Origin of the sequence: Micromonospora alfalfae, assembly GCF_022230925.1 — a bacterium.
Lineage (GTDB): Bacteria > Actinomycetota > Actinomycetes > Mycobacteriales > Micromonosporaceae > Micromonospora > Micromonospora alfalfae.
This window is the reverse complement of the sequence record NZ_JAKKFH010000008.1, coordinates 28,769-44,545: the sequence shown is the minus strand read 5'-3', so window position 1 is coordinate 44,545 and position 15,777 is coordinate 28,769. Positions and strand designations below refer to the sequence as shown.

16 protein-coding genes are annotated in these 15,777 nt (G+C 70.3%); 4 read left to right on the top strand and 12 right to left on the bottom strand.

Going from position 1 to position 15,777, the window contains the following annotated elements; translation table 11 throughout:
• Positions 1–142: 142 nt before the first annotated feature.
• Entirely contained in the window at positions 143–2,497 is a 2,355-nt protein-coding gene (locus MED01_RS06895) for a VWD domain-containing protein (protein ID WP_238667664.1), read from the bottom strand.
• Positions 2,494–3,096, bottom strand: a complete 603-nt coding sequence (locus MED01_RS06890; RefSeq protein ID WP_238667663.1) for a hypothetical protein — start codon at positions 3,094–3,096, stop codon at positions 2,494–2,496. The genes MED01_RS06895 and MED01_RS06890 overlap by 4 nt, the downstream gene beginning before the upstream one ends.
• A 185-nt stretch (positions 3,097–3,281) precedes the next feature.
• On the opposite strand from MED01_RS06890, the gene MED01_RS06885 reads away from it, so the two are divergent.
• On the top strand, positions 3,282–4,082 hold the full coding sequence (locus MED01_RS06885; protein WP_238667662.1) for an SAM-dependent methyltransferase: 801 nt from the start codon (positions 3,282–3,284) through the stop codon (positions 4,080–4,082).
• A gap of 154 nt (positions 4,083–4,236) precedes the next feature.
• Here MED01_RS06885 and MED01_RS06880 read toward each other — a convergent pair whose 3' ends face one another.
• A complete protein-coding gene (locus MED01_RS06880) occupies positions 4,237–7,041 on the bottom strand; it encodes a M14 family zinc carboxypeptidase (RefSeq protein ID WP_238667661.1) in 2,805 nt (934 codons plus the stop codon).
• A gap of 175 nt (positions 7,042–7,216) precedes the next feature.
• Here MED01_RS06880 and MED01_RS06875 point away from each other — a divergent pair, with 175 nt between their 5' ends.
• Positions 7,217–7,567 carry an effector-associated constant component EACC1 gene (locus MED01_RS06875; RefSeq protein ID WP_238667660.1) on the top strand — a complete coding sequence of 117 codons (351 nt, stop codon included), beginning with the start codon at positions 7,217–7,219 and terminating at the stop codon, positions 7,565–7,567.
• Between the two features lie 66 nt (positions 7,568–7,633).
• Here MED01_RS06875 and MED01_RS06870 read toward each other — a convergent pair whose 3' ends face one another.
• Positions 7,634–8,962 carry a glycoside hydrolase family 18 protein gene (locus MED01_RS06870; RefSeq protein ID WP_238667659.1) on the bottom strand — a complete coding sequence of 443 codons (1,329 nt, stop codon included), beginning with the start codon at positions 8,960–8,962 and terminating at the stop codon, positions 7,634–7,636.
• Positions 8,963–9,107: 145 nt separating this feature from the next.
• On the opposite strand from MED01_RS06870, the gene MED01_RS06865 reads away from it, so the two are divergent.
• Positions 9,108–9,992 carry a bile acid:sodium symporter family protein gene (locus tag MED01_RS06865; RefSeq protein WP_238667658.1) on the top strand — a complete coding sequence of 295 codons (885 nt, stop codon included), beginning with the start codon at positions 9,108–9,110 and terminating at the stop codon, positions 9,990–9,992.
• Between the two features lie 49 nt (positions 9,993–10,041).
• On the opposite strand, the gene MED01_RS06860 is transcribed toward MED01_RS06865, so the two are convergent.
• The 4 genes from MED01_RS06860 to MED01_RS06845 form a co-directional block, all read right to left on the bottom strand.
• Positions 10,042–10,461 carry a PPOX class F420-dependent oxidoreductase gene (locus MED01_RS06860; RefSeq protein WP_196926210.1) on the bottom strand — a complete coding sequence of 140 codons (420 nt, stop codon included), beginning with the start codon at positions 10,459–10,461 and terminating at the stop codon, positions 10,042–10,044.
• An 85-nt stretch (positions 10,462–10,546) separates the two neighbouring features.
• Complete coding sequence (locus tag MED01_RS06855; RefSeq protein WP_238667657.1) at positions 10,547–11,002, bottom strand: pyridoxamine 5'-phosphate oxidase family protein; 456 nt, start codon at positions 11,000–11,002, stop codon at positions 10,547–10,549.
• Positions 11,003–11,013: 11 nt separating this feature from the next.
• Entirely contained in the window at positions 11,014–11,166 is a 153-nt protein-coding gene (locus tag MED01_RS06850) for a hypothetical protein (RefSeq protein WP_238667656.1), read from the bottom strand.
• A gap of 97 nt (positions 11,167–11,263) precedes the next feature.
• On the bottom strand, positions 11,264–11,674 hold the full coding sequence (locus MED01_RS06845; RefSeq protein ID WP_238667655.1) for a VOC family protein: 411 nt from the start codon (positions 11,672–11,674) through the stop codon (positions 11,264–11,266).
• A gap of 69 nt (positions 11,675–11,743) precedes the next feature.
• Here MED01_RS06845 and MED01_RS06840 point away from each other — a divergent pair, with 69 nt between their 5' ends.
• Positions 11,744–12,637 carry an NAD-dependent epimerase/dehydratase family protein gene (locus MED01_RS06840; RefSeq protein WP_238667654.1) on the top strand — a complete coding sequence of 298 codons (894 nt, stop codon included), beginning with the start codon at positions 11,744–11,746 and terminating at the stop codon, positions 12,635–12,637.
• Position 12,638: 1 nt separating this feature from the next.
• Here MED01_RS06840 and MED01_RS06835 read toward each other — a convergent pair whose 3' ends face one another.
• From MED01_RS06835 to MED01_RS06820, 4 genes are all read right to left on the bottom strand, one after another.
• A complete protein-coding gene (locus tag MED01_RS06835) occupies positions 12,639–13,733 on the bottom strand; it encodes a glycoside hydrolase family protein (protein WP_238667653.1) in 1,095 nt (364 codons plus the stop codon).
• Between the two features lie 174 nt (positions 13,734–13,907).
• On the bottom strand, positions 13,908–14,255 hold the full coding sequence (gene trxA / locus MED01_RS06830) for a thioredoxin (protein ID WP_238667652.1): 348 nt from the start codon (positions 14,253–14,255) through the stop codon (positions 13,908–13,910).
• The gene (locus MED01_RS06825) at positions 14,234–14,617 is read right to left on the bottom strand and encodes a MerR family transcriptional regulator (RefSeq protein WP_238667651.1); all 384 of its coding nucleotides are present in this window, start codon (positions 14,615–14,617) and stop codon (positions 14,234–14,236) included. Before MED01_RS06825 ends, trxA begins: the two co-directional genes overlap by 22 nt.
• 91 nt (positions 14,618–14,708) lie before the next feature.
• A complete protein-coding gene (locus MED01_RS06820; RefSeq protein ID WP_238667650.1) occupies positions 14,709–15,662 on the bottom strand; it encodes an AraC family transcriptional regulator in 954 nt (317 codons plus the stop codon).
• Positions 15,663–15,777: the final 115 nt, after the last annotated feature.

Sequence of the window (15,777 nt, the reverse complement as noted above, 5' to 3'; positions counted from 1 at the left end):
CTTGGCCAGGGGCGCCGATGGTCAGGGCGGCTCGGGTTGGCCCCTCACGCCATCCCCGACGTGTGTGATGCCTGTGGGGCATCAAGATGACTCACAGGCATCACGCTCGTCCGGGAAGGGCCGGTCCCCACAGCAGCCGCAGTCAGCGCCCCTGGCGCATGACGACCGTGGCCGAGCCGGTGTCGTCCGCCCACGGGTCGAGAACGAGGGTGTACGTGCCGCCCTTCGGCAGCGGACCCGTCTCGAACCGCCCCGTCCCGCCGATGACGCAGCCGCTTCCCACCGCGTCGCCGGCCGGGCTGTTCAGGAGCAGGATCCCGCACCGGTCGGGCAGGCTGGCGGCGGTCACCTCGACGGTGATGCGACGACCGGCGTCGACGGGGAACCGCAGCCGACTCACCGCGCCGGGCCGGCTGACGGTCACGGTGGCGGACCGACCGTCGGCGACGGTGTCGGCCTGCTCGTCACTGGCGTCGCGCAACCGCACGTCCGCCGCACCGGTGTCGGTGGAGGTCCCGTCGACCTCCAGCACGTACCGGCCGGTCGCCGGAAGGACGAACCCGTCGACATGCCCCTGGCCGCCGATCACGCAGCCGCTGGCCACCTGTTCACCGGCCGGGTCGCGCAGGCGCAGCAGGTTGCACCGGTCCGGCACTGTGGCGTCGGTGACCTGGAGGAAGACCTTCTGACCGGCGCGGCCGTCGAAGGACAGGCGGCTGACCGCGCCCGGTTGGGCGAGCGTCGCCCGGACCGGGGGCCCGTCCAGCGTGAGCGTCTTCTCCTCGTCGGTGACCGCAACGATCCGTACCGTCGCTCGGCCGAGGTCGGCATCCCACGGGTCTAGCACCACCTGATGGTCGCCGGTGGCGGTCAACGTGGTCGTGTCGATGAAGCCGATGCCGGAGATGACGCAGCCGGTCGCCAGCTGACGGCCCTGCGGGTCGAGCAGCAGCAACACCCCGCAGCGATCCGGCACGGTGGCGGCGGGCACCTCCACGAAGATCTTCTGACCGGCCCGACCCGGCACCTTCATCGCCGCCGTGGCGCCGGCCCGGGTCACTGCCAGGTCGACGTCACCGACAGCGGGCGCGTCGCGCTGCGCGCGGGCGGCGTCCTCGGCGAACGCCACCTGCCCGGTGAGACCGACGTCGAGCACACAGTCGGCGAAGATCTGCGGATCGGTGACACCGGCCCGCCGGCAGACAAGCTCGGCGGTGGCCCGGTTGGGCAGGTCGCCGACGGTAACCTGCCGTTGCGGAAAGCGCCGGTCGGTGAACGTGCCGGTGTTCTGCCCCGGCTCGTAGTCGAACAGCGACCGTTGCGCCTCGACACGCCAACTGTCGGCGAAGCCGGGGTACAACGCCTCGAACGTGGGCGGCTGCGCCACCCGCTTTCCGTCGCGCACCGTCAGGTCGTCGCCGGGGTCACCGTCGTGGTCGCCGAGCAGGCCCTCCAGCGTCCCGGCCCGGGCGGTGGGCGCGCTGACGCTCACGCTCAGCCCCCACACCCCGATCGGCTGCGCCGTCAGCCGAGTGCCGCCCGGCCACTCCACCGTCACAGTGCCGTCTCCCCACGAGGTGACGGAGCCACCGCGCGGCAGGTTCACCCCGTCGGGCGCCGACACCGGCGCGGCGCCGTTCACCCGGACCGCCGGGCCGTCCGGTGTGACGTAGACACCGACCCGGTCGCCGGCCACCCGAACCGCGACGGCCGAGTTCACGGCCACCACCGAGCTGGCCGGGAACATCGTCTGTCGTACCTGGACCTCGAAGTCGTCGGTCCTCGAACGGGTCAGCACGAACTCGCCGGCGGCCTGGAAGTCGTACCGCAGACCGTCGTAGGTGAGCAGGTGCGGGTCGCCGTTGCTGTTCGCGCACCGGTAACCCTTGCCGATCACCGAGATCGAACAGCCACCACCACCGGGTGGTCGGGGCTTGGGCCGGTCGCAGTCCTTGCCGTTCGACGGCAGCTTCTGACGGCTGTACGCCGTGCGCAGCGGCACCCCCACGGCCTTGCGGTACGCGTTCTCCGCCAACACCGCGTGCACCTCGGCGGGATCCACGGTGCTCGCCTGTTGACCGCCCTGCGTGCAGAACTGGCCCCGGTCGGTGTCGTTCACCTCGTCGAGGGCGTGGTTCATCTCGTGGATGAGGGTGGCGCACTGGTCCTCGGTGAAGCCGGGACCCTCGTCGTCCAGCTTCCGCCCGTCGTTCTCCGGCACCCAGTTGATCTGTACATCGCTGCCCGGGACGTATGTGGTGGTGCTGCTCTCGGAGCCGAAGATGGGTCTACGCACCTTGATCTGCTTGCCGGAGCGTTCCAGCTCGTCGAGCACGGCGCCGTTGCCGGAGCCGCGAATCTGTCCGACGCAGCCCGCGTACTCCGCTTGCAGGTCGTTGTTGACGCTGACCACGGCGGACGCCGCCTGTGGGGCGATCAGCACCAGGACGCCCGCCAGCACGACGCTCATCCGCACTCGGCTCGCCAACCCGGTCACGCGCCCCTCACCTCGAACGCGACGGTGCCCTGCTCGGCCGTCGCGGCGCAGGCATCCGACGGCACACCGCGCAGCGGCGCTCGCAGGTAGCCCAGCACCAGCCGGTACGCCCCCGGTTGGTCGACCGGCCACCAGGTGACGGTGGCCCCACCCCGCCCGTCCGGCGCGGAGGTGGTCAGCGCCGCGCCGACCGGGCTCTGCGGGTCGCTGCCCAGCGTCAGCTCCACCGACCCACGCGGCGACACCCGCACCAGGTTCTCGACCAGGTACGCGGTGAAGTCCCGGTAGTAGGCGGCACCGCCGACCGCGGGTGCCACAGCCGTGCCGTCGCGGGTCAACGACATGACAGTCACCGCCCCGTCCGGCACCCGACTGAGCTGGCACTCGGCGTCACGGTTGTTGACCAGCTTCAGCCGAAGACTGATCTGCTCACCCACCCGGTACGACGGTTGGCCGGCGCTGACGGTCAGGCCGACCGTCGCCGTGCCGCCGCTCGGGGCCGCCGACGGGCGCGACCGTCTGCACCCGACCGTGGTGGCCATCAGCAGTAGGGCGAGACCACCGGCGAGCGCCGCCGTCAGTGCGCGGGGTGCACCCATGGGCCGTGCGCCTCCTCCGGGTGCCGCCGGTCGGCACAGATCCCGGCCAGCCTGCCCGCGCGGTGCCGGGAGCGCTGTCGTGATCCGGCCCGGTGGATGTCCGCTAGCCGACCCGCGGGGCCAGAAATCGATCATCGCGGGCGTTATGCTGCGGGATCGGACAGGCGGGGGAGAGGTGGGCGATCATGACGCAGTCGCAACCGGAGGTCGCCCTGCAACCGGACAGGCCGAACGCGGCGCGGATGTTCGACTACTACCTCGGCGGCAAGGACAACTTCGCCGCCGACCGGGCCGCCGCCGAGATGGTGTTGCAGGTGGCGCCGTGGATGCCCGAAGCTGCCCGGCAGGGCCGTGACCTGATCGCCCGGACGGTCCGGCACCTCGTGCAGGAGCGGGGCATCCGACAGATCATCGACCTCGGGTCCGGGCTGCCCACCCGCGACAACGTCCACGAGATCGCGCACCGCATCGACCCGGCCGTGCGGGTCGTCTATGTCGACAATGATCCGGTGGTCTGCGCGCACGGCCGCGCCCTGCTCGCCGACTCGCCGTCGGTGTCGGTGGTGCGGGCCGACCTGCGCGACCCCGCGCAGGTGCTCGGCCACCCGGACATCAGCGCCGCGATCGACGTCGGCCGCCCGGTCGCTGTGTTGATGATGTTCGTACTGCATCTGGTGCCCGACGAGCAGGATCCGCAGCGGATCGTCGCCACCTACCGCGACGCTCTCGCCCCCGGCAGCTACCTGGCGCTGTCGCACGCCAGCACCGACGTGCACCCCGACCTGATGGCCCGGATCTCCGCGATCTACGCCCGGGCGAACAGCCCCTTCGTGCCGCGTGGCCACGCCGACGTCTCCCGGTTCTTCGGTGACTTCGTCCTGGAGCCGCCCGGGCTGGTCAACATGTGGCCGTACGCCGAGCCGCCGGCCACCGACGACCCGCAGGTCGCCCGCACCGGCTACAGCGGCGTCGCCCGCAAGCCCTAGGCCGGCCCGCTGTCGCTCGGACAAAGGGGCGGGCACTGCCACATCCGGCGCCCGCCGTATCACCACCAGATCTTGGACAGTTTCCGTTACGTCGTAACGGAAACTGTCCAAGATCTGCACAGGCCCCGGCGTGAAGGTTGTGGTGCGGGCTCCGTCAGCCGACCACTGACCGCAGCGGCACCTTCGCGTCGCGCAACGCGCGCACCAGATCGCTCGTGAACGGGTGTTCGTCCACCTGGAGCCCGTGCGGGTTCGGGATCACGACGTACGCCGAGCCGTCCTTCTCGGACGCCTGCGCGTCTCCTGTGAAACGTTCGACGATGGCCCGGGTGCGGGGCAGGTCGCCGGCCGCCACCTGGATGGTGATCGGCCGCCACCCGCCGCCCAGGTCCGGCGGCACCGGCGCGGCGGCGGCGTTGGCGCGCGCCGCGTCGACGCCGGCCGGACGCCGGGCGTCGGGCGCGGCGGTCGCCGGGTAGAGCAGCGCGTTGGCGACCAGGTGCAGGCCATTTTCGTTGTACGCGCGGAAGAGCGGATTGAACGCGAAGAGCACCGCTCGACCGGCGCCGGTCGGCTCGTCGACGACGGCTGCGGTGCCCTTCAGCGTCTCCGCCCCGACGGTGTAACCGTTGGCCCAGAAGGTGTCACCCGTCGGGTACGTGAGCACGTTCGTCCCGGTGGTGCTCGGGGTGAGGATCGGGTCGCTGTTGTTGAACTCGAAGTCCTCAGCCGGGCGACCCAGCGCCACCGGGCTGTCCCGGTCGACGTCGACGCGCAGGTGCGAGCCGATCACCAGGTAGTCCGCCGGCTTGGTCTTCTCGGTGGTCGAGGTGAGCCCGGCGGCCCGGGCCACCCGGGTGCCCTCGTTGCGCAGCCCGAGGTAGGTGTGGCCCTGGCCGATCCAGTCGCGCAGGTTGGCCTGCCCGGTGGCGGTCAGACCGCCGGTGGCGCTGCTGCCGTCCGGCACCAGCAGCACGGTCCGCCCGGTGAACGCCTCGGTGTTGTCGTTGATGTCGGCAGTGGTGACCGGCTTCAGGTCGAGGCCCCACCGCTTGCCGAGCACGTAGCGGGCCTCGCCGTGCGAGCCGGAGGTGGTGGAGATGCCGGTGCCCTGGAACAGCCCCACGTCGGGCAGGTCGAGGCGGGTGCCGGAGGGCCGACCGCGCGGGGTGAGGCTGACCCCGAGGGATTCGGCCAGCTCGTCCACGCTCCGGTTCACAGTGGCGGCCGGGATGGCGACCCGGCTGGTGGTGAGGTCACGGACCAGGGGTACGCCACGGCCGAGGAGGGTGAAGGTGAACTCCGCGGCGGCGGCCGAGTCGAGCGGGTACGTGTACGAGCCCCAGGGCCACGCCGCACCGGTGCGCCCGCCGGAGACCTTGCGCACCAGTTCGGCCCTCGGCCGGACGGTGTCTCCGGTGTAGATGGTGTTGATGCCCATCAGCAGCGGGTTGCTCCAGGACGACACGTCGTAGAAGTACGGGAACGGGACGTACGGGTCCTCGCCCATGATGGCCTGGATCCAGTGCTTTTGCGGCTGGTCCGATGGGATCCAGTACGCGCCAGCGGGCACTGTCACGTTGGTGGCGCTGCGCCCGCCGAAGACCCGCGCGGTGGGCACCCGGGTCGCCTTCTGCACCTCGTACACCTCGACGTCCATCCGGCGCAGCCGCTCGACGAGTTGGCGGACGTCGGCGAGCTGCCGGTCGGGCAGCAGGAAGTACGAGCGGATGGTGAGGTCAGGCACCGGGAACTGGACCTCGTTGGTGGGCTGCACCACCTCGTTCGGTTCGAGGGTGCCAGCCCGGCCCTGGGCGAGCGCGTCGGTCCAGATGTCGAAGTAGCCGTCCAGGACCTCGCGCTTGTTCGCGGCGGCCCAGCCGAGCGTCGACCACTGGGTGTGGAACTGCTGCTGGACCCGGTCGGCCACTGCCGACGCGCTGCCCTTCTCGTAGGTCATGCCGGCCGCGCCGAACCCGGTGGTCGGCACCGTGTCGCCGTAGCCCATGAAGAACATGTCGTACGTGTCGTAGTTGAAGTAGCACTCGGTGGTGACGGTCTCGTCGCAGGCCCCGTTGAAGCCGAAGCCGGCCTTGTTGGCCTCGCCGATACGGTTGATCCAGTCCACCGCCTCACCGGCGATCTCGTGGTGGATCGGGTCGGCGTTGGGTGGGAAGAAGTACTCCCGGCCGCCCATCTCGTGGGCGTCGATGAACACCTGCGGCGGGTAGCGGCGCAGCAGTTCGAGCTTGCCGTCGGTCTCCTGCTGGGTGCGGGCGAACCAGTCCCGGTTCAGGTCGAAGCCGAACTCGTTCTGCCGGCGGGTCGCGTCGCGGCCGTCCGGGTTCTGGGTGGGGACGATGATGGTGACCAGGTTGTCGTTGCGCTGGGCGACGGCGCAGGACAAGCCCGCCGCCAACTCGTACAGCGTCTTGAGCGCCGCGTCGGCGCCGCTCTTCTCGCCACCGTGCACGTTGGCTGTGACCCAGACGATGGCCGGGCTGTCCTTCGCCGTCCGGGCGGCCGCTCGCGCGCTGGTCCGGCGGGGGTCGCGCAGGTCCCGGATGTCGTCGGCGATCTCCCGCAGCGCGGCGGGCCGCACGTGGCGCTCGTTGGACACCACCGCGTACGGCAACGTCTGGCCGAGCACACTGGTGGTCATCACGCCGGTGACGACCCGGTTCGAGGCGCGATCGACGGCACCGAGGTAGGTCCGGACCTCGTCGTTGGTGACGACCCGCTCCTGCCCGACGCCGAGCGGGAAGCCGAGGACGTGCTCCGGAGTGGGCACAGTGCCCAACCGGGCGGTCGGGTCGTCGCTGCATCGGGAGGACGGGGCGGCGCTCGCGGCCGGTGTGCCGCCGAGCAGGGGAACCATGCCGAGCAGGAGCGCGATAGTGGCGGCACCTGCCAGCCGCCTGGCGGGGACCATCCGGAACGGACGTGTCGATGGGGCCATGAGTCGTTTTTCCCTTCTCGGGAACAACAGCGCAGTGGCCGGAGCCTATGAACCACCGATACGGCGGTCAAGGGTTCATCGATACTGCTGACTACTCGGCGTGCCGGTTCCGACGCGGACTGGCAGGATGGCGGCGTGGGCTTGTCGTCGTCTGGGAGGAGGAGACGTGCCAGAGATGATCACTCTCTCGGTACATCCGGATCTTCCGTCCGCCGATGCTCGGCGTTCGCTGGCGTCCTGGCTGCGCGCTGAGGATCGGCTGCGGGAGGGGGTTACCACGACGTCCCCCGACGGGATGTCGGCGGACCGCACTGACGTCCTGCGGGTGGCGGCCAGCGATGCGGGCACCGCAATGGTGCTGGTGCAGGCGATCGCCGGCTGGCTGACCCACCGCCGCGACGATGTGACTGTGAAACTCACCAGGCCCGACGGATGGTCGGCCGAGGTGGACGTCCACCGGGCGCGGGACATGGACCAGGTGACGGCGCTCATCGAGGCCGCGGTGCGCGCTGTGACACCCGCGTAGCGGTAAACCGGCCCGCCGCCGGCCGAGAGATCGGCCGGCGGCGGGCCGGGTGGCGCACGTGCGCGGCTACCAGGTGGTCAGGCCGAGGCCGATCGTCTTGGTCAGCGTGGCGTTGTCGTCGTCGCCGTCGAGCGACCAGATCATGGCGCCGGCCAGACCGGCCCGTCGGATGTAGAGCGTCTTCTGCAACACGACCGCCGGATCGTCGTACGTCCACAACGTCGTACCGTCGAACAACCAGGCGTGTCCGGCGCGCAGGTCGCGGTGCACCGTGTAGCCGTTACCGGCCAGGGTCTTGAGCTTCTTGTAGTCCTCGTACCCGGCCTCGAAGGTGGCCGGCGCGGGCCCGGTGGCCGGCTGGAACAGGCCGTTGCCGCCGCCGGTGACGCCGGTCCAGCCGCGACCGTAGTAGGGGATGCCGAGCACGAGCTTGTTCCGTGGCGCGCCACGGGCGATCCACCCGTCGATGGCGACCTCGACGGAGAAGTCCGGGTTGTCCGGGGCGCCCGCCGGGACGCGTAGCGCCGACTGCTGGTTGGCCCGCGCATCCCAGCCGCCGTGGAAGTCGTACCCCTGCACCGTGGCGAAGTCCAGGTACTTGAAGATCTTGCGACCCTCGTAGCCGGCGTCCATGGTGGCCGGGCTGGCCGGCAGGAACGCGGTCAGCGGGTGATGTGCGCGTGTCGTGCGCCCGTACGCGTCGAGCTGCCGGCGGAATTCGGCGAGCAGTTTGGTGAAGTTCTCCCGGTCCTCCGGGCGGATGACGTTGCCGGGCTCACCCTCCCAGTTGGGCCACTCCCAGTCGAGGTCGATGCCGTCGAAGACGCCAGCCCCGGCGCCCGGGGTAGTGCCCGGCAGGTTCCCCTTGAGGTAGAGGTCGATGCAGGACGTGACGAACGTCTTGCGGGAGGCGTCGGTGCGGGCCGCGTTCGAGAAGTACGTCGACCAGCTCCAACCGCCCAGCGAGATCAGCACCTTCAGTTCGGGGTGCTTGGCCTTGAGCTTGGCGAGCTGGCCGAAGTTGCCGTTGAGCGCCTGGCCCGGTGCGTCCGCGACGCCGTCGACGCTCTCCTCGGCCGGGACGGGGCGCTGGTAGTCGGCCCAGGCGTCGCCCTCGCCCGGCCCACCGTCCACGTAGCACCGACCGTCCTCGCTGACGTTGCCAAAGGCGTAGTTGAGGTGGGTGAGGCGGCCCGCCGCCCCGGAGGTTTCGAGCTTCTTGACCGGGAAGGCCCGGCCGTAGATGCCCCACTGGGTGAAGTAGCCGACCCGGTGGTAACCGGTGCGGCGCTGCTGGTTGTCGCCCGCGCTGGCGGCGCTGGGCGGGGCGGCGGTGAACAGCAGGGCCGCCAGGGTGACCACGGCGGTGAGACGGCGGTGGCGGAATGGTCGCATCGGCACACTCCCACGAGGCATCAAGCAGAATTAGTAAAGACACTTATCTGATTGATGAAGTTAAGCCGATCACCGTCCGGGGTCAAGAGCGTCCAGCCGCATGGGGGATTGTTGCGGCGTTACCGGGTGGTAACGATGTTGTGCCATGGACTCCGCCGTGACTCTGATCGGACTACCCGTCGCCCTCGGCATCATCATGCTCGGTCTGGGTCTCGGACTGACAATTGCGGACTTCCGTCGGGTGGCCCACCATCCACGAGCCGCCGTCATCGCCCTGGTCTGCCAGGTGCTGGTGCTGCCGGCGCTCTGCTTCTGCCTCGTCCTCGCGTTCGACCTGGCACCCGAGCTGGCCGTCGGCATGATGCTGCTGGCCGCGTCACCGGGCGGCACCACTGCGAACCTCTACAGCCACCTGTTCGGCGGGCACGTGGCCCTGAACATCACCCTGACCGCCATCAACTCGGTGCTCGCCGTGGTCACCCTGCCGATCCTGGTCAACCTGTCGGCGGCGTACTTCCTGCCCGACGGGAAAAGCATCGGCCTGCAGTTCGACAAGGTGCTCCAGGTCTTCGCCATCGTGCTCGTCCCGGTCGCGATCGGAATGCTCATCCGGGCACGCATGCCGCAGGTGGCCGAGCGGTTGAACCGCCCGGTCCGGATCCTCTCCGTCGTCGTCCTCGTCGCGGTGATCGCCGGCGCGGTGCTCGGCGAGCGGGAGAACATCGCCGACTACTTCGTCTCGGTCGGCCTGGCGGTGCTCGCCTTCAACCTGCTCAGCCTCGCCATCGGGTACGGGGTGCCGCGCCTCGCCGGTGTCGACCGGAGCGCCGCGACGGCGGCTGGCTTCGAGATCGGCATCCACAACAGCACCCTGGCCATCACCATCGCGCTCAGCCCGGCGCTGCTCAACAGCACCCAGATGGCGATCCCGGGCGCCGTCTACGGCATCGTCATGTTCTTCACCGCGGCGGCCTTCGGCGTCCTGGTGACCCGCGTCGGCGCCCGGTCCGCCACCGCCCTGACGCCCTGACGGCTGACGACGCCCTGGCACCGTCGAGGGTGCCAGGGCGCGGCAACGGTCAGCCGACCTGGTTGTTGTCCTTCTGCGCGCCCCAACCGTGCCAGCGGTCGATCTCGATCAGAGCGCTGACCCGGGCACGTTCCCGGCGTGGGTACGCGTTGCCCGTGTAGTGCTTGGACAACCGGTCGATGTCCGCCAGGCCCTCGTCGGGGCGCAGCTCGGCGACGTGCCCGATGATGCTGACGTGGGTGTACCAGCCAGCCTCGTCGAGCACTGTCAGGGACACCCGGGGGTCGTTGCGGACATGCTCCAGCCGGCGGCGGCTCTCGTCCATGTTCACCAGGATCCGGCCGTCCTCCCACAGGTACCAGGTGGCGGCGGACACCGGCTGGCCACCGTTGCGCAGGGTGGTCATGACGGCGGGGTTCGGCTTCTGGAGCATGGCGACCGCGGCCTCGGGAAGCGGTGGCTTGGACATGAAGTCTCCTCGTCGCGACAACGTTTACCCCTGCACGTTACGCACCCGCCCGCCCGGATCATGGTGCTACAGGTACATCGCGCGTTCAGCCGAGCCAGCGGCCGTCCCGCATGAGGACGCGTCCCTTCAGCTCGTTCGCCTCCCGCCAGGCCTGGATACGCTGCGGTCGGATCAGAAAGTACTGGTAGGGCTCGTCGAGACCGCTCGGGTCGAAGCCCGTCTTCGTCGCGAACGCAGCACCCGTCTGCGGGCCGAGGTCGGCGATGTCCACCGGCTCGGCGGTGCCGTCGACGATGACGACGTCGCGCGTCGGCCCGAGGCTGAGGCGTACCCGGCCATCAGCCACCAGGTTGCGGCCGGTGATCGAGTCGCGCGGCGTTGAGACGAGGAACGCGGCACCGTCCCAGAGGAACGACAGTGGGATGAGGTGTACGCCCCCGGGGGAACCCGCCGTCGCGACCCAGAGGTCGATGTCGTTCTCCAGTCTGGCGCTAGTGTCCCGAAGCCTCTGCTCAAGCCCACGCGGCGGAACTTCCGTCATGCTTCCTCCAGTTACTTCGCGGTGGCCAGCGATGAGGCTTCCCAGACGAACCCGTCCGGGTCGGTGAAATGCCCGCCGTTGTCCAGACCGAAGGCGGCGGTGTGGAAGCGCTGGGTGGCCGCGGGGTCGGCCACGTCGAGGGTGACGGATGCGATCGATGTCATGGCGATGACGCTATTTGCGGCCGGGCGGCCGGTGCTTCTTGATTTCTGACCGGTCTCGTCAGCTCTCGCGAACGGCGCAGATCGAGGACCGGGCGGCTCAGCGAAGCTCTTGGATACGGACCAGGTTGCCGGCGGGATCGCGGAAGGCGCAGTCGCGGATGCCGTACGGCTGCTCGGTCGGCTCCTGGACGACCTCGGCGTCGCCGGCCTGCACCTTCTCAAAGGTGGTGTCGAGGTCCCGCGTGGCCAGCAGGATCCAGCCGTAGGTGCCCTTGGCCATCATCTCGGTGATGGTGCGGCGCTCGTCCTCGGTCGCCCCGGGGTCAGCGGCCGGCGGCGCCAGGAGGATGGACGTGCCGGGCTGGTCGGCGGGGCCGACCGTGATCCAACGCATCGCGCCCTGACCGACGTCGCTACGGACCTCGAAGCCGAGGGCGTCGCGGTAGAAGGCCAGGGAGGCGTCCGGGTCGGTGTGCGGCAGGGAGCAGGTGTGAATCGTGATATCCATGTCGATCATGCTAGGGGTAACGCCGTACCCGCGTGTGCGTCCCCGTTGGCCCCCGGCGAAGATGTGGTCATGAGCGAATCCGCACTGCCCAGGCGTGTCGTCGTCACCGGTGCCACCGGCAAGCTCGGCCGGGCCGTGGTCGGCCACCTGCGCGCCGTGGGCGTCGACGTGCTGGCGGTGGACCGTGCCGGTGGCCGCGACCCGCGCGACGTCAACGGCGAGTTCCTGCTGGTCGACCTGACCGACTACGGGCAGGTGGTGGAGGCGTTCACCGGGGGCGCCGACGAGCACGCGGGCGGCGTCGACGCGGTAGTGCACCTCGCGGCGGTCCCGGCCCCGGGGCTGATGTCGAACGCGACCACCTTCGCGAACAACTCCGCCGCCACGTACAACGTGTTCGCCGCGGCCCGGGCGGCCGGGATCAAGCGGGTCGTCTGGGCGTCGAGCGAGACGGTGCTCGGGCTGCCGTTCGACACCCCGCCGCCGTACGCGCCGGTCGACGAGGAGTACGCGCCCCGACCCGAGTCGACGTACTCGCTGAACAAGGCCCTGGAGGAGGAGATGGCCCGGCACTTCTGCCGGTGGGACCCGGAGCTGGTCATGGTGGGGCTGCGCTTCTCCAACGTGATGGACGTCGAGGACTACGCGCCGTTCCCCTCGTTCGACGCCGACCCGCAGTTGCGCCGGTGGAACCTGTGGGGCTACATCGACGCCCGCGACGGGGCCCAGGCGGTCGAGCGCGCCCTCGCCCACGACCAGCCCGGTGCCGACGTCTTCGTCATCGCCAACGCCGACACCGTCATGAGCAGGTCCAGCGCCAGCCTGATGGCCGAGGTCTACCCGGGTGTCGAGATCCGCAAGGAGCTGGGTGAGCACGAGACGCTGCTCAGCATCGACAAGGCCCGCCGGGTGCTGGGGTACGAGCCGCAGCACTCCTGGCGGGACCACGTCGACGTGCTGTAGGTCAGCGCGCCGCCTGGTAGGCGCGGCCGACGGTGGTGGCGGTGCCGCCGGTGCGGAACAGCCCGGTCTGGTCCTTGTCGGTGGCGGGCAGGCCGAACCACGCGTACCGCTGTAGCCAGGACAGCCCACCCAGCATCCGGGTCGCCGCGGTGAGGAAGGCGGACTGCTGTGCCTGGGTGGGGAAGCGGACGCCGTTGGAGAAGTCGATCAGGGCGAACTCGGTGAGCCAGATCGGCAGTTGGTACCTGTCGTGCACGGCCTGCAGGTACGACCTGAGCTGGTTGACCGCGTTGGCGGTGGTGAAGTCGCCGCCGTACCAGTGCAGGGCGATGAAGTCGACGCGGTAGCCGCGCTGTTTCGCCCCGGCCATGAACCGGTCCAGCCATTCGCCCGGCCGGTCGCCGCCCCAGGCCACCGCCGGGCTGCCCAGCGCAAGACCGGTGGCCTGCAGCTGCGGCCACAGCTCCAACGCCTGCTCGACTGTCATCTCCGCCTGACCCTTCAGGTCCGGCTCGTTGAACCCGAGCAGGTGGCGGCCGTTCTTCCTGGCCTGTTGCAGGTTGGTGGCGGTGACGCTCTTCGCCCCCCAGATCATCGGGACGAACTCGGCGCCCTTCGGGCTGTTGATGCCCGAATGGGCCACGTCCCAGGTGTAGTACCAACTCGCCCCGGAGTTGGCCAGCGCCTGACTGACGCCGTCGAAGGTCCACACCCCGACGCCCTTGCGCTTCGAGGTCACCGCCGGGGCGACCGGACGCGCCGTCGTCGGCTTCGCGGTAGGCGTCGGCGTCGGGGTCGCTCCCGCCGGGCTCGTGGTGGGGGCGGGCGTGGTCGCGGCGGGTGTGCCCGGCAGTGGGCTCGCAGGCGGGGGCGCGTCGAGCGCCTGCGTCGCCGCCGGGGTGGGCGTCGGCCCGGTCGGCTGCACCACGACGACCACACCGGTCACCAGTACGGCGACCGCGGCGGCCACGACGAGCGGCCACAGCAGTCGCCGCGCACCGATCGGGAGGCGGCCGAGCATCCCGCGTCGGGGTTCCGCGTGGACGCCTCGGTTGCCCCTTGCGGCGTCCGCTTCACCCTGGCCGGTTGCGCGCATCGTCTCGACTCCCTCACCTGGTCGTACCTACCTGATGCAGGCGATGACGGAAGATCGCCATCTGCCTCCCCTCAGGAGACTGGCCGACCGGACCGGGATAACGATTTCCGGAGCTGATGTTGGCCGTCGGTCACCACCTGGTTCTCCGACGGCGCCAACCGGCGCTGCTGGTTGTCACCAGCCGGCCTGTGCGGTCAGGGTCTGTCGCAGGTACGTCTTCGGCCTGGACCCCACCGTCGAGCCGACCACCTCGCCCTGACGGAACACCAGCAGCGTCGGCAGGGACATCACGCGGTAGCTACGGGTCGCTCTCGGGTTCTCGTCGGAGTTGAGCTTCGCCACGACCATCCGGTCACCGAACTCCTGGGCCAGTTCGGCAAGGCTCTTCTCGATGGCCTTGCAGGGCGGGCACCAGTCCGCCCAGAAATCGACGACCACGGGCCGGTCGCTGGCCAGCACCAGCTCCGTGAACGTGTCGTCGGTGACAGTGACCAGCGAGCCTACTTCTGCCTTCGGAGGCATGTTCTCTCCCGATGTGCGATCGCGTGGGTGAGTTGACTGTGCAGTTGCTCCCGCACCGCGCCGAGCCGGTCGATGACGACGTCGACCTCGGCGATCTTGCGCCGCAGCACCACCACCGAGTCCGGGCAGACGTCGCCGGAGGTGTTGCCGGCCCGCAGGCAGGCGACGAACGGGCGGACATCGTCGAGGCCGAAACCGACGTCGAGCAGAGCCCGGATCTCCCGCACGACGCGTAGCTCCGTCTCGTCATAGACGCGGTAGCCGTTGGCGGAGCGCTGCGCCCGTACCAATCCGTGCGCCTCGTAGTAGCGCAGCGTGCGAGGGCTCGTGCCGGCCCGTTCAGCCAGCTCGCCAATGAGCATCCGACCTCCTCCATCGGCCCGTCGCGACAACGCTAAACCTTGTCGTCAGCGTCAAGGCAAGGACCGGGCGAGGCGCGGCAGCTGGCAGAAGTCAGCGGCGCAGGGTCGTCGACGGCGACTCGCCGAACCGGCTCCGATACTCGGTCGCGAACCGGCCGAGGTGCACGAAGCCGTGTCGCAGGGCGACCGTCGTCACGGACACCCCCGGCGCGGCCGAGCGAAGCGTGCGGTGCGCCGCGTCGAGCCGGCAGGCCCGCAGGTACGCGGTAGGGGTGGTCTGCAACTCGCGGCGGAAACAGTCCTGCAGCGTTCGTACGCTCACCCGTAGCGCCTCGGCGACGTCACCGACGGTCAGCGCCTCGCCGTGGTGTTCGGAGATCAGGGCGCGGGCCCGCCGGACGAGACGCCCGGGGTGGGCGTGCCGGCCCGGCTCGGTCAGGAGGTGGGAGTGGCTGTGCCGATGGGCCAGCAACAGCTTGCCGATCAGTGCCTGTTCGAAACGGGCGGCCACCTGCGGGTGGTCGAAGAGGGACGCGTCCGCCGGTTGGGACAGCTCGTCGGCGAGGAACGCCACCCCGCGCGCCCACGCCTGCGCGGTCGGCGTGGTCATGAGCATGCCGACGTCGAGGCGGACCGGGTCGTCCACCGGGTGGCCCAGCAGGCGGGCGAGTTCCCGGTCGACGGCGCGCCGGTCGGCGTAGAAGATCCGGTGGGGTGATCCCTCGGACCACCGCATGTCCGAGGAGTCGTACGGGGACAGCACCGAGGCGACGTCCGGGGTCGAGGTCACCGTCTGACCGGCGTGCCGGACCATCGTGCTGCCGGCGCTGGGGATCTGAACGAGGTAGAAGGTCTCCAGCGCGGGCGGTTGGATGCGCACCGCCTGCCCGTAGTCCAGGTCGATGACGCCCACCCCGCCCGCCCGACGAGCCGCCATCCGCAGTCGCACGGCGTGCACGCCCGCCTGCGGGGTGAGCCGGTGTGGACAGAAGACCCGACCCACCTCGGCGCGAGCCCGGTCGACGTCGTCCGTCCGGACCGTCACCGCATCCATCCGACACCTCCCGGGCGTCCCGTCGCGCTGACCGTAAGGCGGGACCGGCCCGGACCAGACCCGAAAGCCGCCGACCCGACAGGAAATGGGTCCGGCCGCGTACTGC